Origin of the sequence: Marinobacter denitrificans (assembly GCF_008795955.1) — a bacterium.
Taxonomy (GTDB): Bacteria; Pseudomonadota; Gammaproteobacteria; order Pseudomonadales; family Oleiphilaceae; genus Marinobacter; species Marinobacter denitrificans.
The window spans coordinates 141435-162740 of sequence record NZ_VMHN01000003.1 but is presented as its reverse complement, the minus strand read 5'-3'; the positions used below and the strand labels follow the sequence as shown (position 1 = coordinate 162740).

At 57.9% G+C, this 21306-nt stretch carries 18 protein-coding genes; 4 read left to right on the top strand and 14 right to left on the bottom strand.

Going from position 1 to position 21306, the window contains the following annotated elements:
• The first annotated feature begins 117 nt into the window (after positions 1–117).
• Both FO268_RS12870 and FO268_RS12865 read left to right on the top strand, forming a co-directional pair.
• On the top strand, positions 118–1707 hold the full coding sequence (locus FO268_RS12870) for an ATP-binding protein (protein WP_150993640.1): 1590 nt from the start codon (positions 118–120) through the stop codon (positions 1705–1707).
• A complete protein-coding gene (locus FO268_RS12865) occupies positions 1704–2387 on the top strand; it encodes a response regulator (protein WP_150993638.1) in 684 nt (227 codons plus the stop codon). Before FO268_RS12870 ends, FO268_RS12865 begins: the two co-directional genes overlap by 4 nt.
• A 20-nt stretch (positions 2388–2407) precedes the next feature.
• Here FO268_RS12865 and FO268_RS12860 read toward each other — a convergent pair whose 3' ends face one another.
• From FO268_RS12860 to FO268_RS12845, 4 genes are all read right to left on the bottom strand, one after another.
• Positions 2408–3760: a sigma-54-dependent transcriptional regulator gene (locus FO268_RS12860; RefSeq protein ID WP_150993636.1), complete on the bottom strand. Its 1353-nt coding sequence runs from the start codon at positions 3758–3760 to the stop codon at positions 2408–2410.
• On the bottom strand, positions 3757–5568 hold the full coding sequence (locus FO268_RS12855) for a sensor histidine kinase (protein WP_150993634.1): 1812 nt from the start codon (positions 5566–5568) through the stop codon (positions 3757–3759). The genes FO268_RS12860 and FO268_RS12855 overlap by 4 nt, the downstream gene beginning before the upstream one ends.
• A 102-nt stretch (positions 5569–5670) precedes the next feature.
• On the bottom strand, positions 5671–7857 hold the full coding sequence (locus FO268_RS12850; RefSeq protein ID WP_150993632.1) for a TRAP transporter permease: 2187 nt from the start codon (positions 7855–7857) through the stop codon (positions 5671–5673).
• Positions 7858–7948: 91 nt separating this feature from the next.
• Positions 7949–8929, bottom strand: coding sequence for a TAXI family TRAP transporter solute-binding subunit (locus tag FO268_RS12845; RefSeq protein WP_150993630.1), 981 nt, complete (start codon positions 8927–8929; stop codon positions 7949–7951).
• Positions 8930–9300: 371 nt separating this feature from the next.
• Here FO268_RS12845 and FO268_RS12840 point away from each other — a divergent pair, with 371 nt between their 5' ends.
• Positions 9301–10971: a sensor domain-containing diguanylate cyclase gene (locus FO268_RS12840; protein ID WP_191966957.1), complete on the top strand. Its 1671-nt coding sequence runs from the start codon at positions 9301–9303 to the stop codon at positions 10969–10971.
• Positions 10972–10981: 10 nt separating this feature from the next.
• Here the strand turns inward: FO268_RS12840 and FO268_RS12835 are convergent, their stop codons facing one another.
• From FO268_RS12835 to FO268_RS12810, 6 genes are read right to left on the bottom strand one after another with little or no spacing between them, the layout of a single operon-like run.
• Complete coding sequence (locus FO268_RS12835; RefSeq protein ID WP_150993626.1) at positions 10982–11407, bottom strand: secondary thiamine-phosphate synthase enzyme YjbQ; 426 nt, start codon at positions 11405–11407, stop codon at positions 10982–10984.
• Positions 11408–11421: 14 nt separating this feature from the next.
• The gene (locus FO268_RS12830; protein ID WP_150993624.1) at positions 11422–12489 is read right to left on the bottom strand and encodes a succinylglutamate desuccinylase/aspartoacylase family protein; all 1068 of its coding nucleotides are present in this window, start codon (positions 12487–12489) and stop codon (positions 11422–11424) included.
• A gap of 1 nt (position 12490) precedes the next feature.
• Positions 12491–13396 (bottom strand): 30S ribosomal protein S6--L-glutamate ligase, encoded by a 906-nt coding sequence (rimK, locus tag FO268_RS12825; RefSeq protein WP_027831164.1) that lies wholly within the window; start codon positions 13394–13396, stop codon positions 12491–12493.
• On the bottom strand, positions 13393–13890 hold the full coding sequence (locus tag FO268_RS12820; protein WP_150993622.1) for an ATP-dependent zinc protease family protein: 498 nt from the start codon (positions 13888–13890) through the stop codon (positions 13393–13395). The genes rimK and FO268_RS12820 overlap by 4 nt, the downstream gene beginning before the upstream one ends.
• Positions 13871–14758, bottom strand: coding sequence for a mechanosensitive ion channel family protein (locus tag FO268_RS12815; RefSeq protein WP_227716449.1), 888 nt, complete (start codon positions 14756–14758; stop codon positions 13871–13873). The genes FO268_RS12820 and FO268_RS12815 overlap by 20 nt, the downstream gene beginning before the upstream one ends.
• Positions 14759–14806: 48 nt before the next feature.
• Positions 14807–15625: a hypothetical protein gene (locus FO268_RS12810; protein ID WP_150993620.1), complete on the bottom strand. Its 819-nt coding sequence runs from the start codon at positions 15623–15625 to the stop codon at positions 14807–14809.
• A 105-nt stretch (positions 15626–15730) separates the two neighbouring features.
• Between FO268_RS12810 and phrB the strand changes: the two genes are divergently transcribed.
• On the top strand, positions 15731–17131 hold the full coding sequence (phrB, locus tag FO268_RS12805) for a deoxyribodipyrimidine photo-lyase (protein ID WP_150993618.1): 1401 nt from the start codon (positions 15731–15733) through the stop codon (positions 17129–17131).
• Positions 17132–17246: 115 nt separating this feature from the next.
• Here phrB and FO268_RS12800 read toward each other — a convergent pair whose 3' ends face one another.
• The 4 genes from FO268_RS12800 to hemA are packed head-to-tail and all read right to left on the bottom strand — an operon-like array spanning position 17247 to position 21207.
• Complete coding sequence (locus FO268_RS12800; RefSeq protein WP_150993617.1) at positions 17247–18005, bottom strand: HesA/MoeB/ThiF family protein; 759 nt, start codon at positions 18003–18005, stop codon at positions 17247–17249.
• Positions 17992–18843 (bottom strand): peptide chain release factor N(5)-glutamine methyltransferase, encoded by an 852-nt coding sequence (gene prmC, locus FO268_RS12795; protein WP_191966956.1) that lies wholly within the window; start codon positions 18841–18843, stop codon positions 17992–17994. Before prmC ends, FO268_RS12800 begins: the two co-directional genes overlap by 14 nt.
• Positions 18836–19921, bottom strand: coding sequence for a peptide chain release factor 1 (prfA, locus tag FO268_RS12790; RefSeq protein ID WP_150993615.1), 1086 nt, complete (start codon positions 19919–19921; stop codon positions 18836–18838). Before prfA ends, prmC begins: the two co-directional genes overlap by 8 nt.
• Positions 19918–21207: a glutamyl-tRNA reductase gene (gene hemA / locus FO268_RS12785; protein WP_150993613.1), complete on the bottom strand. Its 1290-nt coding sequence runs from the start codon at positions 21205–21207 to the stop codon at positions 19918–19920. The genes prfA and hemA overlap by 4 nt, the downstream gene beginning before the upstream one ends.
• Positions 21208–21306 lie beyond the last annotated feature (99 nt).

Below are 21306 nucleotides of genomic sequence, written 5' to 3'. Positions count from 1 at the left end.
GTTTAGTTCATAAAATTTACGGGCAATCAGCCAGCCGGTGATTTAATCTGCCCCTATAACGACAACAAACCAATCATTGCTGACAACGTGTTCCGAAAAACCAAACTGAAAACCCGGATGATTCTTACGCTCGGATTCGTCAGTGCTGTACAGACGATCCTGATCGGCGTGTTCGCCGGCTATTACCTCAGTGATTCCCTGTTTGATGAGATCGGACAACGGGCACTTATGGTCTCGAAAACCATCGCTGCGGCGCCCTCGGTGATTGAAGGTGTGCGTGAGCGGGACATTGGGAAACTGAACCGGCTGGCAACCCGCATGACGCGCACCAACGAAGCCCTGTTCATTGTTATTGGCGACCACTACGGCATCAGGCTTGCGCATCCCACCACGGACCGTATCGGCCGCTCCATGGCAGACGACGATGGCGACTGGGGCCTGCGTGCCCTGAATGATGGCGAGGCCTATGTGGCAAGAGCCAAAGGCAGCCTCGGCGAGTCCATGCGTGGCAAGGCGCCGGTAACCGATCCGGATAGCGGAGAAATCATCGGCATTGTCTCGGTGGGTTACGGAGTCGACCAGGTGGATGCCATCATCAAGCGCTACAGTTTCGTACTGTACAGCGTTGTGGGCCTCACGCTGCTGGTCAGCATACTCATTGCCATGGTGATTGCCGGCCGTTTCAAGCGCGCCATATTCGGACTGGAACCCGAGGAAATCGCACGCCTGTTCCAGGAGCGGGACGCCACGCTTCAGTCGGTCAGGGAAGGCATCATCGCCATTAACCGGGACGGCGTGATTACAACCTTCAACCGGACAGCCCTGGAAACCCTGGGAATCGATCCCGAAACTCCGCTTTCGGGCAGGCCAATTCTGGACGTGCTACCCGAAAGTGACCTGCTTTCGGTACTGGAGTCCGGCGTTCCGGATTTTGACCGGGAGGTCTGGCTGCGAAACCGGCAGATGATCGTTAACCGGTTACCCGTTCGTCAGGGGGACGATATTATCGGTGTGGTGGCGAGCTTCAGGCTGCGGGACGAAGTAGACCAGGTAAGCCGGCAACTCACCCGCATACAGCAATACGCTGACACCCTGAGAAGCCAGACCCACGAGTACTCCAACAAGCTCCACACCATCGCCGGCCTGATCCAGATCGAAGCCTACGACGATGCGCTGAACCTAATCGGCAGCGAAGTCAGCGATCATCAGGCGCTGATTCACCTGCTGCTGGATGCTGTTCCCGACCCCGTGATCGCAGGCTGCCTGCTGGGCAAATACAACCGGGCCCGGGAAATGGGCCTCCGGCTTCACATTGATTCCGAAAGCCGCATGACGGATATTCCGCCCGACCTGCCCCGTGACCAGCTGGTCAGTGTGCTGGGCAACCTCATCGACAACGCCCTGGAAGCAACCCGCCAGCACACTGGCGCAGGTGGCATTGTTCAGCTTTCCATGACTGACCTTGGGCATGAACTGATTTTCGAGGTACAGGACCAGGGGCCGGGAATTCCCGAAGACGCCCGACAGAAAATCTTCGAAAAAGGCGTGAGCACAAAGCAGGGTGTGGAGCACGGCTACGGGCTGCACCTGGTGCGCCAGTTCCTGAATCACTGGGGAGGGTCCATCACGGTTGATGACCTCCCCGGAGAAGGCTCCCGCTTCACGCTCTACCTTCCCAAGAAGGCCAAAGGGAGAACTCGCCAGTGACCACCATCCGGATCCTGATCGCTGAAGATGACCGGCAAATTGCGGAAATACAGCGACGGTTTGTCGAGAAGCTGGAGGATGTGGAACTGTGTGGGATTGCTCACAGCCTGGCAGATGCCCGTGATCTCATTGACGTGATGGCACCTGACCTGATCCTGCTGGATATCTACTTCCCCGATGGCAGCGGCCTTGAACTGCTCCGGGAACTCCGGGCACAGGACAGCAGCAGCGATGTCATTCTCATCACCGCGGCCAAGGAGGTTGACTCTCTCCGGAGCGCATTGCGAGGCGGCGTCTTCGACTACATTCTCAAACCACTGGTATTCGAGCGGCTAGAAGAAGCTGTCAGCCGGTATCGCGACCACCTGCGCCATCTGTCGGGCCTGGTCCGGATCGCCCAGAAAGAGGTTGATGTGCTGCTACCCAGGAGTTCTGGCGAGCCCGCCCACACAAAGCCGCCGGAAAGGCTGCCCAAGGGCATTGACAGTATTACGCTGGATAAAATCCGCGCGGTCGTCTTACCCGGGGGCCAATGGAGCGCAGAAGAGGTCGGCAATGCCATGGGGGCATCCCGAACCACCGCTCGCCGCTACCTTGAGTTCCTGGTTGGCATGGGTGAGCTGACAGCGGAAGTAACCTATGGCAGCGTCGGGCGCCCGGAGAGGCGTTACCACACTTAGTTCACGGGCTGAAACGTGATTCAGTCCTTGAACTGGGATTTATCCAGACCGTGCTTTCTCATCTTGTCATACAGCGTTTTACGGGCGATGCCGAGTTGGACCATGGTGTCCTTTATGCTGCCCTGGCAGGCATTCAGTGCGCTGATAATGGCCGACCGTTCAAACCCGTCCATCATTTCTGACAGCGTCTGCCGCCCTGCCACATTGCCGGTGACGGATGGGTCACTTTCTTCCAGCGCCACCGGGCCCAGCAGTACATAGCGTTCCGCCAGGTTGCGTAGCTCCCTCACGTTGCCCGGCCAGGAGTGTTGCATCAACCGTGCTGCCTGGCTGGCATCGAGGGGAATACTCTCACGGTCATACCGCGCGGCTGCGATCAATACGAAGTGGTGGAACAGCAACGGGATATCCTCTTTGCGCTCACGCAACGGCGGGATATCCACCTTCACAACATTCAGCCGGTAATACAGGTCAGCACGGAACTCGCCGTCATCGCTGAGCGCTTTCAGGTCAGCCTTGGTGGCAGCGATGATCCGGATGTCCACCTCCTGCACCTCGTTGCTCCCCAGGCGCTCCACCCGCTGTTCCTCCAGCACCCGCAGCAGCTTTACCTGAAGCGCCATCGGCATACTTTCCAGCTCATCCAGGAACAGGGTGCCCTTATGGGCGTACTCGATTTTACCAATGCGGCGTTTGTCCGCGCCGGTGAAGGCACCGGCCTCGTGGCCAAAGAGCTCGCTTTCAATCAGGTGCTCCGGCACCGCGCCACAGTTAATGGCCACAAAGTTGTGACTACTGCGGGGGCTGTTCTCATGGATATACCGTGCAATTGCATCCTTACCGGAGCCGGTCTCCCCCTGCAGGAGAATATTGGCGGAAATATCCAGAATCGGATCAATGGTCGCCACCACCTTCTGCATGCCCGGAGAATTCCCCAGAATCCGGGGGCCAGGCCGTGCCAGTTGCTTCAACTGAGCTTTCAGGCGACGGTTTTCCAGGGCCAGCTGACGTTTCTCCAGGGCGTGGCGAAGCAGTTCAAGAAGTTCGTCCTCATCAAACGGCTTCTCGATAAAATCATAAGCACCACGCTGCATGGCAGTCACCGCCGTGCTTATGTCGCCCTGCCCCGTGAGTATGATCACCGGGATGGTCTCATCCACAGCCCGCACCCGGTCCAGCATCTCGATGCCATCCATGCCTGGCATGTTGTAGTCACACAACACAATCCCACCATACTCAGGAGTTATGGCCGCAAGGCCTGAGGGTGCATCCTCAAAACAGGCCACTGGCATGCTTTCAAGGGTAAGGGTCTGGGCGATTGCCTGGCGTATGTGCGGGTCATCGTCCACAAAGATTACCGAAACCTCTGTCATTCCATGGCCCCCCGCTTTTTCAGAGTTAACACAAATTCGGCCCCAGGGCCGTCACTCCGGTTACGTCCTGTCAGGCTTCCACCCAGCGCATCCACAATCTGGCGTGATATGGAAAGGCCCAGCCCAAGTCCCTGCTTGACTGACTTGGTGGTAAAAAAGGGCTCAAATATCTGTTCGCTGTTACCCGGCAAGCCGGACCCGCTGTCTCGTACGATGCACCGCCAGCTATCGCTATCCTCCCCGATATCAATAGTGATCTCCTGCCGCGCCGCTCCATCCACTGCGTGAACGGCGTTGGCCAGAAGATTCACCATTACCTGTTCGATCCGTATCAGGTCACCGTGGCACATCACCGGGTGGTCCGGACGATTCCACCGGATATCAATACCGGACCGGTTGTTCTGGGCCGCAATGATCTTCAGCGAAGCATCCACCGACTGCCGCAGATCCACAACGGCGGGTGGGCCTTCGGACTTGCGGGCGAAGATTCTGAACTGGCGGGTAAGCTCAGCCATTTTGTCACACAGAGTGCTGATTTCGACAAGGTTAGCATCCACCATATCGATGGCACCCTTCTCGAGAAAGCGGCGACTGTTCCGGGCGTAGGTCTGGATCGCCGTCAGCGGCTGATTGATCTCATGGTTCAGGCCCGCCGACATCTGGCCCAGTACCGCCAGTTTCGCCGCCTGAATCAATTCCTGCTGGGTTTCCCGGAGCTCGTTCTGGGTTCGCTCCCGTTCGCGGATTTCCTGCAGCAGTTGCTGATTCGAGCGCTCCAGGTCAGCTGTGCGCCGCGCCACATTGCGCTCAAGCTGCTCGCCTCTGAGTGCCAGTTCCGCCTCACGGCGATAGCGCTCCCTGAGGTAGAGAGCCGCCAGTAAACCACCAATGAAGATAACAATGCCACCAGTGACGAATCCCAGCCTTGTCCAGAGCACACCCCGGGTGCCTACCATTACCTGAAGCGTCCAGTTCATACGCGGCAGGGGTGTTTCAACCGTCAGATACTCTCTTTCTGCTCTCTCCCCCTGAAAGTTCATCAGGCGGGTGTTTTCCGCCAACCCCCAGTGTGGTTCCAGAGTTTCAAAGTCCACCGGTTTGAGCTCGTGGTCGGGATAGCGCCGGGAACCCACAGCCGAAGCGCCCTGACCGTCCCCCGAGAAATCCCGGTACAACCATTCCGGCTGACTGGCCATGAAGCTGATACCCGCTTCATCCAGCACCACCATTTCGGCATCGTTCGGTGCACCGGGCCGGCGCCACTGGGATTCCAGTTCCTCCACCTGTACCTTCATTGCTATCACGCCCAGTATGTTGTCCTGGTGGTCGCGAACGGGATGTGAGAAATACAGGCCGCGTATGCCGGAAGTGGTGCCCAGGGCAAAGTAAGTGGCTGACTCGCCGGTCTCAATCGCGTCCTGAAAATAGGGCCTGAAGTTAAAATTACGCCCGACAAAACTGTTTGCCTGGCGATAGTTGTTGGCCGCGATGGTCATTCCGGTGGCGTCCATGAGATAGACATCCGAGCTGGCGACAATGGTTGCCATACGCTGCATCTGCCGGTTCGCCCGGACCACAAGACGCTCATCCTCCGGGTCTTCCAGGGTGGCTGACAGCAAGGGATGCTCGGCCATCAGCTCGGGGAGGGGTAAGTAACGGTTCAGCTCATTCGCCACGAGCTGGCGATAGCGGAATGACTCTTCAAGGCTTTCCTGTTCAACCTGACGGTAACCTACCCATCCACCCAGGACCCAGGAGAGCATCAGCGTGGCAAGCAGGATGAGCGCGGTACCAATTCGATAGGGCATAGAATCCGGTTCCCGGAAAACCGTTAAAAGCAGCCAGATTACAACCGTGCGACAGGCGGTACAACTGCACTAATGGCCAGTTATCACGCCTGCCGCACGGTTCTAGACGACTGCCGGGCTGCGCGGAGACCTGCGGTGTCGCTGGGCCAGAAACGCAACCACCGCCAGCGCAATACCCGTAAGATCTGTCCACAATCCGCCTTCAATCATCAGGAAGGCTGCCGCAATCAGCAGAATACGGGTCCAGGGCTTCGCTGCCGCCCTGGCAAACCAGCCCATTACCCCACCAGAGAGCATATACACGCCGAAGAGCGCTGTTACCAGGGCACGGGTGATGTCAAACCAGCCCGCGTCCATCAGCAGTGCGCCGTTGTAGAAGAACATGAATGGCACAATAAACGCCGCAATGCCAATCCTGAAAGACGCCACCGAGGTTTCCATGGCATTCGCACCCGAGATACCGGCCGCCGCATAGGAAGCCAATGCAACCGGCGGCGTAATGGCGGAGACCACCGCGAAATAGAACACGAAGAAATGGGCCGTCAGGGGGTCGATCCCCAACTGTACCAGGCCGGGTGCAACCACCGAGGCGGCAACGGCATAGGCCGCCGTGGTGGGCATACCCATGCCCAGCAGAATGGATATGAACATGGCGAAGATAAGTGCCAGCAACTGGCTCGCTTCCGCCACATCCAGTAACAGCACCGAAAAGCGCGCGCCCACTCCGGTCAGGGAGATAACACCCACAATTACCCCGGCCGCGGCACATACCACGATGATCTGGATGGCCATGTAGGAGGCGATTTCCAGCGCTTCGAGTATCTTCCGGATGCCCATCTTGTTGGGAGAAAACCAGCTGACCACGGCCGCTGATACCGTCGCCAGCGTACCGGCCCGTATCACCGAATAGCCCATGAACAGGGCGACAATGAGAATGATGATAGGCACAAACAGATAGCACTGTTTGATCATGGTTCTGAGCTTCGGCAACTCATCATCGCGCATGCCGCGCATGCCGGTTTTCGCGGCCTCAAAATCCACCATGAAGTACACAGACGCGAAATACAGGATAGCCGGAATAACCGCCGCGATGGCAATCTCGGTATAGGGAATGCCGGTAATCTCGGCCATGATAAACGCGCCGGCGCCCATGATCGGCGGCATGATCTGTCCACCGGTAGAGGCGGCCGCTTCCACGGCTCCGGCAGACTGTTTGCTGTAGCCCACTTTCTTCATCAACGGGATAGTCAGCGAGCCGGTGGAAACCACGTTACCCGCACTGGTGCCGTTGATCATACCCATCAGGCCTGAGGCGAAAATCGATACCTTGGCGGGCCCCCCACGGGTACGGCCGGCGGCGGCGAAGGCAAAGTTCACGAAGTAGTCGCCCACCTTCGAGGCCTGAAGAAACGCCGCAAAGACGATAAACAGAATGATATACGTGGAGGAAACCGCCGTGGTGGGGCCGAGGATACCAGCGTCGGTGTACACCTGGCTGAAGAACCGCTGCACCGACAGACCAGGATAGCCAAGAAAACCGGGCAGATAGGGGCCTGCGAATACATACACAAGGAACACCAGCCCGATAACAACGAGGGCCAGCCCGGTCAACCGACGTGTCAGTTCCATGATCAATGCGGTGCCGGCAACCGCAGCGAACGAAATTCCGACGGGAGCAAACGAGGTGCCCGTGGACATCCGCATGGAGGTGTTATAGACCACCAGGAAATAGGCTGCGACCGCCACCGAGCAGACAATCAGCACCAGATCGGGCACGCTGAAACGCGAACGCCCGGTCTGGTGGAACCAGCTCATGACGATGCCCATGCCGGTTGCAGCCAACAGTGGCCAGCCAAAATGCCAGGTTTCCAGATCTCCCGGAATGCGAGGCGTGCCGTCCAGGATGATCTGGTGGAAAGAAAAAGTCTGATAGAGCGCGTACAGCGCCGGTACCATAGCGACGGCGCTGATCCAGGTGGTCCAGCGATGACGCACGGGCCCCTCGCCGGCGGAAACGAAGCGCGCTCCGGCGAACAGGATGAAGCCAAGCACAAGAGCGCCTGCGATATGGACGATACGGAAGGACCAGGTTTCCAGCGGTGCGATGTTCAGGCTATACAGGTGGAAGGCTGAATAAGCGATGGCCATTACCGACACAAACGTTGCCAGTTTGCCTTCGAAAAACCGGCGGTTCTCCTCCACCGGCTCCTGGTCAACGTCGTGAGCCAGGATATGGTCATCCTCGGCTTCTGGCGCGGCGTTATGTTCGGGGTTTTGTTTGTCAGTCATGATAGACCCTGCTTACGGAAAAACAGATGCCGGCGGGGTGCCGGCCGGGCTCCGAAGGGCCACAGGAGTGACCCTTCAGCACACACGATGATTACTGGGCGATGTTCGCTTCTTCGATCGTGTAGCCGTTTTCGTTGAACCAGCGGGCTGCGCCCGGATGCCAGGGCAGGACGTTGTTTTTACTGTAGTTCTCGGGTATGGAATTCTGGGCGGCCTTGTGGATGGAAACCATCTTGTCGTTGTTCTCCATGGTCAGCCTGGTGATTTCATAGACGAAGTCTTCCGGTACATCACAGTTCGCGATGGAGAAATTCCACATGGAGACCACACGGGATGGCTCATTCAGTGACTGGTAGGTACTGGCCGGAATCGTAAACTCGGACACCGGGAACTCCTCGGTTACCTTCTTCGCTTCCTCGTCCGTCATGCCAATAATATTCACGTCGGTCTGCACTTCCAGTTGGCTGACGGCCGGGATGGGAATGCCGGCGGCAAAGGCCACCACGTCGATAAGGCCGTCCTGCAACTGCCCACCCAGGTCCGACCAGCTGCCGTTGCGACGTTCAAAATCAACACCAAGGGTTTCCATGATGCGGGGGAAGTAGGTATCGGATGTGGAGCCGGATGGGCCGAAGCCAATGGTAGCGCCATCCGGAATGTCGGAGATGGACGTGATACCAGAGCTGCTCAATGCCGTTACGGAGAACGGCGTCTCGTACATGGGGAACATCGCGCACACGTTGTCCATTTTCATACCCGGTGCCAGCGGGCTCGAACCGTCAATGGACTCTTGCGCCGGCCCCAGGGTGGTTAATCCGAATTTCAGGTCACCGGTATGAACCAGCGCCATGTTCTGCATGGGGCCACCGGTAATTTCGGCCCCCCCAGACACGCCCACATTTTCGGCAACAAAGTTCGCCCATCCGGAACCATACGCAAAGTAGGTTCCACCCTGGCTGGCGGTGCCGACAGTAAAGTTACTCGGCCAGTCAGACCGGTCCTGAGCAAGGGCGGGAGTGGCAATGGTGACAGTGGATGCGAATGTCAACGCAATTACGGCTTGGGTTTTCATAGAGGTTGCTCCCCGTTTCATTGTGGTTGTTGGGTGCTCAACGAAGCACAGCAGGCTTCAGGCAGGAGAGGAGAGCAAGGACCAGACCAGGTTGGAAAACTGCTTCTATAACAACGGTCTTTAGGACTTACGGGGATTTCCTATCTTCAGAATGGGTGGAATCCCACTCATCAATACCCCACCATGGGTAGAGATCGGCCAACGAGGGAGGCTCACACCAACGTTCTTAAAGTGTACAAGCCCGTAGAGTGTCAAATCTTGTCCAATGCCTTCCATCGGGAGGCGTTACTGTTCAAACTATAAACAAATCAGCCACACCGCTGATGCGGAGCCCACTCCGAAATAGCCGCCCGTACGTAAGGCCCAATGCCATGTCGATTTCCGCAAAAACCACCGCACTGATTCTGCTGATGGGTATTTTGCTTTCATTGTCGGCCTTTTTTATACAACGCAACGTTATCTACCCCGCCTTTCACGATATCGAGGTCGATTACGCCAGGAACAATATTGACCGGGTCGTCCGCCGGCTGGAAGCGCAACGTGAAACTATCGATTTCACTGTTTACGACTGGTCGGCATGGAATGACACATACTCCTTCATTCAAACCGGGGACCCGGAGTACATCGAATCCAATCTGTATCCGGAAACCTTTATGAACTTCGGGTTCGATGTCGCCCTTTTCCTGGACCTTGACGGAGAACCCGTCTGGGGCAAGGTTTTCGACTTTCCATCCGAAGGGGGGTTCGTCGATCTGACAGAAACCTACCTCGACGAGGCTGTAGCAACAATAGCAGGTTTCAGAAAGCGGATTGACAGCGAGACCGACATCGATAATCAGAATACCAGCGGCATTGTCGAGCTGGATGGCATTCCGGTTCTCTTTGCCATGCGCCCAGTCGTAAAAAGTGATGGCTCGGGCCCACACCAGGGCTATGTGGTGTTCGGCCAGTTTCTTGATGAAGAGCTGATCACCACGCTTTCAGAGCAGATTGTCCAGGAGTTCAGTATCGAACCGGTCCTGGATACCGGGGTTCCGGCCAGTTCTGATACATACACACTTGAAATCATTGACCGGAGCGCGCTCTCCGCCTCAAAGATCTACAGTATTGAGGGCACACCAAGCCTGCGGGCAACCGCGATTCTGCCACGCAAGATCACAGAGCTGGGCAAAGAAATCACATTCTATGGCGTGGCCCTGCTCGTATTCCTGTGCACCCTTCTCGCCGCAGCGTTGCTGGCACTTTTCCGGTGGATGGTCGTGAAGCCGATAATGAGCCTGAAGGCAGACATTTCCAGCATCTCCAATGCCATGGACTACTCGCTCAGGGCCAATATCAGGAATAATGACGAAATCGGCGCCCTGTCTCGGGAATTCAATTCCATGCTGGGGATGATCGAGTCCAACAACACAGAACTGTTGCGGCTGAATGCCGAGTTGACCTCAAAGCATCAAAAGGTGCTTGAAATCCAGAGTGAGCTCCAGAGCGCCAATGCGGAACTGAAACGGTTGTCCGAGCACGACCCCCTCACCGGTCTTTCAAACCGGCTGGCCCTTGAAAAGAAGCTGGAACAGGCCTGGGAGATCCTGAGCCGGACTGGCGATCCTCTCAGCGTCATGCTTGCCGACATTGACCACTTCAAACTCTACAATGACCGATATGGGCACCAGGCCGGGGACGAAGCGCTGAAGCAGGTTGCAGTCGCACTGACAGAGGCCGCACAACGCAAATCAGACATGGCTGCGCGATACGGCGGTGAAGAGTTCCTGCTGGTGCTTCCAGGCACCGATACCGGGGCCGCCATGGAGATTGCTGCCTCCCTGCGGGAGCAGGTAATCGCGGCTAACATTGAGCACGATTACAGCCCTGTTGAGCCTTTCCTGACCATCAGCATAGGAATTTCAACGGTGGTGCCCTCCAGCGACCTGACCATGGAGGACCTTATCAGTGCGGCAGACAAGGCCCTTTACAAGGTCAAGGAGAGGGGCAGAAACAGTTTCGGATACGAGCCGGTGGAACCACCCCCAGCTAACAGCCGCTGAGAGCAACTCTCTACCAACGCCCCTGCAACGTGGCCACAATCCGGCGCCCGCCGGCATTATCCCGATGCTCACACAGGTAGATGCCTTGCCATGTACCAAGGGCCAGATGGCCGTCGTTGACAGGAATAGTGAGCGACGGGCCCACCAGAACACTTTTGATGTGGGCGGGCATGTCGTCGGGGCCTTCGGTGGTATGCTCATAGTGCGGTGCGTCCTCCGGCACCATTACGTTGAAATGCCGTTCCAGGTCCCCCCGCACGTCCGGGTCGGCATTTTCATTAATGGCCAGGGACGCAGAGGTGTGCTGGATGAACAGATGCAGCAACCCCACCTGGCAATTCTGCAACGCCGGCGCCTGAGCCAGGATTTCGTTGGTCACCAGGTGAAAGCCTCTCCGCAGAGGCGCCAGTTCAATAAAGGTCTGATCCCAGATCATAGCTCACCTATTCGTTATTTCTGCCGGTCATCCCAGGGGTGAACGGGAATCATGTCGTCGCCCATGTCCCCCTCGTAGCTGCTGCGGAAATAATCCATGGCCTTTTCCGCCTCATTGAGTTCATCGAACCGGGCAATGTGATAAATGGCCTCACCCTCGTTCACCAGCGGCAGGTTGTTCACACAGATCACAATGCCGGAACAGGGTGAGAGCACGGCCGTTTCAGATTCGCCGAATGGGTCTGCCACCATCGCCAGCTTCTGGCCCTTGCGAACTTTCTGCCCCAGGCTTGCGACCGGGCGCATGATGCCGTCTGTATCCGTTCGCACCCACTGTGAGTTGGCAGCCGTTTCAGAACGCTTTCTCGGTGCCTTGGGGCCTTTCTTGGCGGGAATCATTTCCAGTTCCCGCATCACCCGGATGACCCCTTTCACGCCACTGGAAATCACCACATCATCAAACCGCAGGGCCTCGCCGCCCTCGAAGGTGACTACCGGAATATCCTGGGAATCAGCGTAGGCCCGCAGGCTGCCTTCCCGCAGGCTGGCATTGATGATGATCGGCGCCCCGAACGCTTCCGCCATGCGAATGGTTTCCGGGTTCTTCAGCTCGGCGCGAATCTGCGGCAGGTTGAAGCGATGAATAGCCCCCGTGTGCAAGTCGATGATGTGAGAAACATTCTCCATGATCTGGGTGCGCAGTAGATAAGCGATGCGTCCACCCAGGGAACCGGATTCACTTCCCGGGAAACAGCGGTTGAGGTCGCGGCGGTCCGGCAGATACCGGGTGCGCTGCACGAAACCGAAGATGTTAACAATGGGCACCGCCACCAACGTGCCTCTCAAATGACGCAATGCAGAATTGGTCAGCACACGGCGCACTATCTCCACGCCATTGATTTCATCACCGTGGATGGCGCCGCACACCATCAACACAGGGCCACTGCGCCGGCCATGCACCACCTCGACAGGAACGTGAAGCGGGGTGTGGGTATACAATTTGGCGACCGGTATTTCCACGGTCTGCCGGGTTCCGGCTTTGATTTCGGTGCCGGCCATTACAAACGGGGCCCGAGCGGCCATTTCAGCCCCTCCCCTTGGTGCGGGTTTTCCAGGGTTGTTGATTCTTCTCGGTCCAGTTCATGATCATGCCAGCCACATTCTTGCCGGTGGCATTCTCGATGCCTTCAAGGCCAGGCGAGGAGTTCACTTCCATCACCAGGGGGCCACGGCTGGAACGCAGCAGATCCACGCCGGCCACATTCAGCCCCATGGATTTGGCGGCGGTGATGGCGGTACGACGCTCTTCCGGGGTAATGCGAACCAGCGACGCAGTGCCGCCCCGGTGCAGGTTGGAACGGAATTCGCCCTCCCCGCCCTGGCGTTTCATGGCCGCAATAACCTTGTCACCAATGACAAAACAGCGGATATCGGCACCACCGGCTTCCTTGATGAACTCCTGGACCAGGATATCGGCTTTCAGGCCCATGAAGGCCTCAATGACACTTTCCGCAGCCTTGCGGGTTTCTGCCAGCACCACGCCGATGCCCTGGGTGCCCTGCAGCAGCTTGATCACGACTGGGGCGCCGCCCACCATTTTCAGCAGTTCCGGCACGTTGTCCGGCTTGTTGGCGAACCCGGTCACCGGCATACCCACGCCCTTTCGCGCCAGCAGTTGCAGTGAACGCAGCTTGTCACGGGAACGGGTAATCGCTACGGACTCGTTGACGGGAAAAACCCCCATCATCTCGAATTGTCGCAATACCGCTGTGCCATAGAAGGTCACTGACGCACCGATACGGGGTATAACCACGTCGAAGTCTTCCAGCACTTCCTCGTGGTAGTGGATTCTCGGGTCGGCGGAAGTGATGTTCATGGAGCAGTGCAGGCAGTCGATCACCTTCACTTCATGGCCCCGGTTCACACCCTCTTCCACCAGACGACGTGTCGAGTAGAGGTGACGGTTACGCGACAGAATCGCAATTTTCATTTTTTCGTCCTTAGGGCCGGTTCACCGGCAAGATAGGAGCATTCAGGAAGTACAATGGCGCGACTGGCCATTGCCGTTCGACCAAGCAGCATACGAAAACGCATAGAGTCGCGATTGGTCAATGTCATTTCAATCGGCCACTCGGTATCGCCGAGTACCAGGCGGGTTTCAATCACCAACCTCAGCTCCTTGTGGCCTCCGGAGTCCGAGACGTTGCGTTCGTCCAGCACCAGCGCATCACACTCCACCACGTGGTGGAGATCATTCTGCACCGGGTGAACCCAGAAGCGGACCCGCCGCTCGCCGTTTTCGGTGTAAGGCTCTGTGCGGAATGTATGCAGGCACGAGGTACGGGCGCCGGTATCCACTTTTGCCTTGATGCGGAAAATGTCGAAGTCCGGCAAAGCCACCCACTCACGCCATCCCAGGGCCAGTTTGCCGTCTGTCCCTGCCGTGGGGGTGGCCTGTTTAACATCATCCGTTCTGGTCAGCATCCGGATCTCCCTTGTCGGTTGCGGTTTCCGGCCGAAGCAGCTCCACCCGGAAGGGTTCGGAATGGCTTCCGGCATAGATACTCGTATGAGGGAAAGGTATCTCGATACCTTCCTCGTCAAGTGCTTTCTTGATGGCTACCATCATCTGGCTGCGCCCCTCCAGCACCTTGTCACCGGGCACCCAGAAAGAAAATTGCAGGTCTACCGAGGATGGACCAAACCCGGTCACCAGTACAAACGCTTTGGGTTCCTCAAGGCTGGCACTGTTCTGCCTTGCCAGAGCCAGTAGCAGATTTTCCACCCGTTCCACATCTTCCGCGTAGGCAATACCTACGGTCAGGTCCATACGGCGGATCGGGAAGCGCGAACGGTTGACTACCCGGGTCTTGATCAGTGTTTCATTGGGAATGCGTACATAGAGGTTGTCCGGCGTACGCAGCTTCACGCTCAGCATGTCGATGGAAACCACTTCACCAATGGTGCCTTCCACCTCAATAAAATTGCCGATTTCAAACGGCTTTTCCACCAACAGGAAAAGACCGCTGATCATATTGGAGGCGGAGGTCTGGGAGGCAAAACCTATGGCAACGGTCAGTATCCCGGCGGCGCCCAGGACCACGTCCAGGGAGAAACCCGCCTCCCGCAGTGCGGCAAAGAAGAAAATGGCCAGTATGAGATAGAACACCAGACGTCTTACCATCACCGTGTGGTGACGCGATGCCCGGTCTTCCATGAACCTGGAAACACTCCGGCCCGCGAATGACGCCAGCACGATACCGAGAATCAGCAAAAACAGGGTGCTGAGCCATTTGCCCCAGGCAATGGCTACGAAAAACTGCATCAGACTGCCTTCAAACTGCTCAATCAACAGGGTAACTCCATTTACGGTATGGGTATCGACAAACAGCCGGACTTGTCAGCCAAATATGCGATCGTAAGCTCTTACCAGGCCACCACGGGCCGTCTGCTCCCGCGCTGGAGACACCAGTTCGCAACGCCCGGCGGCAGCGACTGGGTTCTGGTCAACTCGCAGGCGTGCTGAATTCATATCCGTTTCACAGATAACGGTCACGCCGGGCGTCCACAGATGCCCCTTTTCATTGCGGTGTAGCGACAACAAGGGCGTAGGCAGGTTAAAACGCTCCAGCAACAGGGGCTCCTGCCGCTCATTGATAATTCTCACAGGTGTAATGGCCCGCCATGGGCGCTTGGGCACTGCATCCAGGACCAGACGCGCAAAGGTGGCGGCGGAATAACAAAGCTCGCCTTCCATTGTGGTACGGCCCACCCAGGTAAGCGAGGGATCCGACAGCGGCAACTCCATCAGGTGCGTGCCTTTGCTGCCGGCCTGGATTCGCATCCACAGCAGCGTGCCCACATAGATCGTGCATTCACTGTTGGCTGGGAGGGTCAGCGGCTGATAGGGACGAATGACCGTGGCGAGGCTCGACATGGCCGGCAGATAATGAAGCTGGCAGCCCCGGTCCGGCCTTACGAAGCGCTGAACATCCATATCGGCATCGGGTAACGTTCCGGTTATGCGCTGCAGCCAGCGTTCCCGGTCGTCATCTTCCGGCATTCGCTGGGAGCGGATCTGCCATTCCTGCTCCAACAAGGTAACCCACACCCGGGTGTGGCAGAGCTCATGGTACTGTGTCTGTCCGGGGTCGAGCGTGTAATCCACTCCCCATTGGCCATCCTGCATCGTTTGCTGCGCTTCCAGACTCGTGGTCATTCCGGCCCTTTATCAGTGAATTCTGCCATTAACTATAATCCAATCAGCACGTTCCGGCGAATATCCATCGTGGCCGCAAACCCTTCACCGAATACAGGAAGCACAATGACTCAGCTCGTCTGGTTCCGGAATGACCTGCGAGTGGCGGATAACGCCGCTCTCACCGCTGCCTGCCAGAAACAGCAACCCGTACGGGCCTGTTTTGTGGTCACCCCGGACCAGTGGCGCGAGCACCACTGGTCGCCGGCACGGGTTCGTTTCGTTCTGGACCATGCCAACGCGTTAGCGGAAGAACTGGCAAAGCTGGGTATTCCGCTGTCGTTTATCACCGCGACAACCTTTACTGACAGCATTGAAAAACTGGAGGATTTTTGCCGACGCAGGAGTATCCGGCATGTTCACTTCAATGAGGAATACGGAGTTAACGAAAGACGCCGTGATAAAGCCCTGAAACAGGCCCTCGACACTGCCGGAATTGCTGTTAACAAGTACCGTGACCAGACAGTGGCCCCCGTTGGCAGTATCCTGACCCAGCAGGAACAGCCCTACTCCGTGTTCACGCCGTTTTCCCGCCGCTGGCGTAGCTGGATTGACGCCGCTCAGCCAACCCTGTTTCCCATTCCCGACCCAGTCGGAGACACCGTCGAGCCTGCCACTTATCACCAGACGCCTGGAGGCTTCGACAACCCGCCACCCAGGCTGGTTGAAACCGGTGAAGACGCCGCCCACCGGCAACTGGAACGGTTCCTCGACAACCGTGCCGGCGACTACAAGAAGCTGAGAGATCTGCCCTCAGTTGATGGCACCAGCCTGCTCTCACCCTACCTGGCCAACGGTGTACTGTCTGGCAGGCAATGCCTGATCGCCGCCCGCCAGCACCAGGGCATGGGCGGCAACCAGGAAGGTCTGGCCACCTGGACCAACGAAATCGCCTGGAGGGATTTCTACATCAACATTCTTTACCACTACCCCAGGGTGAGCATGCACAGGGCGTTCAAGCCTGAAACCGAAGCACTGGAGTGGAACACGCCCGGCGAAACATTCGAAGCCTGGAAAGCCGGTAACACCGGAATTCCCATCGTCGATGCCGCTATGCGCCAGCTGAACCAGACCGGCTGGATGCACAACCGCCTGCGGATGATCACAGCCATGTTCCTTACCAAGAATCTGTTTATCGACTGGCGCCTCGGTGAGGCTTATTTCATGTCGAAACTGGTGGACGGATTCCTGGCCTCAAACAACGGCGGCTGGCAGTGGAGCGCCTCCACTGGTACCGATTCAGCGCCCTATTTTCGTGTGTTCAATCCGGCCACCCAGAGTGAGCGGTTCGACCCGAAAGGTGAGTTCATCAGAATGTATGTGCCTGAGATTGCCAGGCTGGAAAACAAGCGAATTCACCAGCCCTGGTCAGGAGGTGTTATTCCCGGAGGATATCCCCGACCTATCGTTGATCTGAAAGAAAGCAGAAAAGAAGCAATAACAAGGTTTCAGGCGCTCAAGAACTAGGAGGTAACGGCATGGCGGGCAGGCCCTTCCAAAACACGCTGTGAATATATCCGTGTACGCTCGGCTCCGCCATCCATGGCTCCGCACGGTTTTGGAAGGGCCTGCCCGCCATGCCTTATGCTGACTCTCTGCTGCTGCAGACAGGGCACCCCGGGTCTCTTGCGAGTTTCATTTCCCGCCAATCCATTTGCCAGGCATCCAGAATGAGGAGGCGCCCAGTCAATGGTTTGCCAATGCCGGTGATTACTTTGATGGCTTCCATGGCCTGGGAGGCCCCGATCATGCCGACCAATGGACCAATGACGCCGGCCTCGGAACAGGTAAGATCTTCATTGCCCTGTTCGGCATACAGACAATGGTAGCAAGGGCTGGTTTCATCGCGCGCATCGTAAACCGCCAACTGCCCTTCCCCCCGAATAGCTGCACCAGAAACCAGCGGCACGCGGGCCGCTACACAGGCACGATTCAGGGCGAACCGTGTGTTGAAATTATCTGTGCAGTCGACCACCAGGCTGGCGGAATCTACCTGGCGCTGTAGTTCGTCCCCTTCCAATCGTTCGGTCAATGCGGTTACTGAAACTTCCGGGTTAATCCGCCGTACACGTTCCGCCAGACGTTCGGCTTTGGACTCACCAATATCAGATTGTTCGAACGCTATCTGGCGCTGGAGATTGGCCACCTCCACCTGGTCGTCATCGACCAGTGTCAGATGGCCAACGCCAGCGGCGCCCAGGTATAGAGCCACCGGGCAACCCAGACCACCGGCGCCCACTACCAGAACCCGTGCGGACTTAAGCTTGGTCTGGCCGGCGATGTCGAATCGGGGCATGAGTATCTGGCGGCTGTAGCGCAGCAGTTCTTCATCGTTGAGCATGGTGTTTTCTCCCAATGGTGAAGCGGTCACGCCGGCCATAGTCCTGGCGGGTTTCCACACCGGTGAGGCCGGCCTCTGTGAAAAGCCGCTGCACTGCCGCGCCCTGTTCGTAGCCGTGCTCCAGCATGAGCCAGCCTCCCGATGACAGCCAGGCCGGTGCTTCGGCGGTGATACGCCGAATATCGTCGAGTCCATCACTGCCGGCTGTCAGCGCGGACGACGGTTCGAACCGCACGTCTCCTTCGCTCAGGTGATGATCCTCATCGGCAATGTACGGCGGATTGGAGACAATCAGATCGAAGGAGCCAGCCGGCAGTTGGTCAAACCAGTTGCTGTGCCGCACTATCACCGGCAGGTTCAGCCGTGCGGCATTTTCGGTGGCCAGGGCTACCGCGTCGGGGACAGTATCGGTTGCCAAAATGTGCCAGCCGGGCCGCTCACTGGCCAGGGCAAGCGCGATGGCGCCTGTGCCGGTACCGAGGTCCAGCACATTGGCATTGTCCGGCAACGCCAGGGTCAAGGCCGCTTCCACCAGGCACTCGGTATCCGGACGGGGAATCAGTGTGGACGGGTTAACCTTCAGTGGCAGCGACCAGAATTCCTGTTCGCCCAGCAGGTGTGCCACCGGGCAGCCCTCACAGCGCTGGTCCACCAGGCGGCAGAACCGGGCGGCCTGGGGGGCGTTCAAGTCACGCTCAGGCCAGGCCCGGAAAGAAGTCCGGGACCAACCGGTCACATAACTGAGCAACAGCTCGGCATCCAGGCGCGGAGTATCGCCACCGATGAGTTCAACGGCCTCTTTCAGCAGTGCCTCACAGGACAAAGGGGATTCACTCATCAGCCAGAGAGGCCAGAAGGTCGGCCTGATGTTCCTGCTGCAGGGGCACAACAATGGCATCCAGGTCACCTGAGATCACTTCATCCAGCTTGTACAGGGTCAGATTGATGCGATGGTCTGTCACCCGTCCCTGAGGAAAGTTGTAGGTGCGTATGCGCTCTGAGCGGTCGCCACTGCCCACCAGGCTCTTGCGGGTAGCCGCCATGGTTTTCTGCTGGCGCTCGATTTCCTCGTTCTGGAGGCGGGAGGCCAGAAAACTCATGGCCTTGGCGCGGTTCTTGTGCTGGGACCTTTCCTCCTGGCACTCCACCACAATCCCGGTGGGAATATGGGTGATACGAATGGCGGAGTCCGTCTTGTTCACATGCTGGCCGCCGGCACCGGAGGCCCGGAAGGTATCCACCCGCAGGTCGGCCTTGTTGATTTCTACCGCCTCGGTCTCGTCCGCTTCCGGCATCACCGCCACCGTACAGGCCGAGGTGTGGATACGGCCCTGGGACTCGGTTTCAGGCACCCGCTGCACCCGGTGGGCACCGGATTCAAACTTCAGGGCCCCGTATACGGCACTGCCGGCAATGCGGGCGATGATTTCCTTGTAGCCCCCGTGCTCGCCCTCGTTTGCGCTGATAACTTCCACCTGCCAGCGCTGGCGTTCGGCGTAACGCATGTACATCCTGAACAGGTCGCCGGCAAAAATGGCAGCTTCATCACCACCGGTGCCGGCGCGAATCTCAAGGAACACGTTCTTGCCGTCATTGGGGTCCTTCGGCAACATCAGGCGCTGAAGTTCTTCGTCCAGTTCCTCGCTTTTCTGTTCGGCAAGGCTGAGTTCTTCTTCCGCCATGGCACGCATCTCGGCATCGCCATCGCGGGCCAACTCTGCGGCTTCTGCCACATCCTCACGGGATTTCTGCCAGGCCTGGAAGCAGTGAACAATGGGCTCGATTTCGGCGAACTCCCGGGAAAGATCCCGAAACCTGTCCTGGTTGGCGATCGTGCCCTGGTCACTCAACAACGCGCTGACTTCCTCGAAGCGGTCGGTGAGCTGCTCAAGGCGTGACTGAATCGATGACTTCATAGTTTTTCCGGAATGATGGGCGCGTCGGCATCCAGCGCATCAAGCTGATGCAGCTCACGGAGCCATTCAGTGACTTCCATTCTGCCTTCGGTTGTTGCCTTCCTGACCTGGATAGAAGGTTCGTGGAGCAGCTTGTTGGTCAGTCCCCTGGCCATGCTCCGCATGACGGTTTCCGGGTCAGCGCCATTGCGCAGCGCGCGGATCGCCTTCTCGGTTTCAGCATCACGCAGGGCTTCTGCGCGCTGACGGAATTGCTTGAGAGTGGAGACCGCATCCAGTGCCCGCAACTGGCTGAGGAACTGCTGTACACCGTCGGTAACCAGGTTTTCAGCTTCGCGCGCGGCCCCTTCGCGGGAACGCACGTTCTCTTCAATGACCTGGCGCAGGTCATCGACCGTATAGAGGTAGACGTCCGCAAGAGAGCTGACTTCCGGCTCAATATCCCTGGGGACTGCGATATCCACCATGAAATAGGGGCGGTGCTTGCGTTTTTTCAGTGCCCGCTCCACGGCACCCTTGCCCAGAATCGGCAGGGGGCTGGCGGTGGACGAAATAATGATATCAACATCGGCCAGGTGGTCCGGGATTTCCGAGAGCAGTATCCCCTTTCCGCCCCGGGATTCAGCCAGCGCCTGGGCACGTTCCAGGGTACGGTTGGCCACCAGAAAGTTCTTTACCCCGGCATCCGCCAGATGCCGGGAAACCAGTTCAATGGTCTTGCCGGCACCGATCAACAGGGCCTTGTTGCGGGACATGTCCGCAAAAATATGATGGGCCATACTGACCGCAGCATAGGCCACAGACACCGGATTCTCTCCGATCGCTGTCTGGGTGCGAACCCGCTTGGCCACGGAGAAAGTCTGTTCGAACAGCCGCGACAGGAAGGCGCCGCTGGCGTTATGTTCCCGCGCCAGAGCGTAGGCGTCCTTGAGCTGGCCCAGAATCTGTGGTTCACCAAGAACCATGGAATCCAGGCCGGCCGCTACCCGCATGATATGGCGCACGGCGTCCGAGTCCCGGTGAATATAGAGTACTTCTTCCAGCTCGCCGGCCTCCAGGTCATGGAATCCTGCCAGCCAGCGCAGCACGGCGGGAGCACAATCGTCGTCCCCGGCGAGGTAGAGTTCGGTGCGGTTGCAGGTAGATAGAATGGCAGCCTCACTGGCCCCGGACATGGCACGAAGTTCAGCAAAGGCCTCAGCCATGCGCTCGGGAGTGAACGCGACGCGCTCACGCAACTCGACCGGTGCGGTACGATGGTTGATTCCGAGGGTGACCAGTGCCATATCGGGGTTAGACTACCTTATGCCTGAAGACGGAGTGAAGACAGAGTATTAACGGTATTTTAACGGTCAGGGGCTTCTATCGCCACCCAAAACCACCGT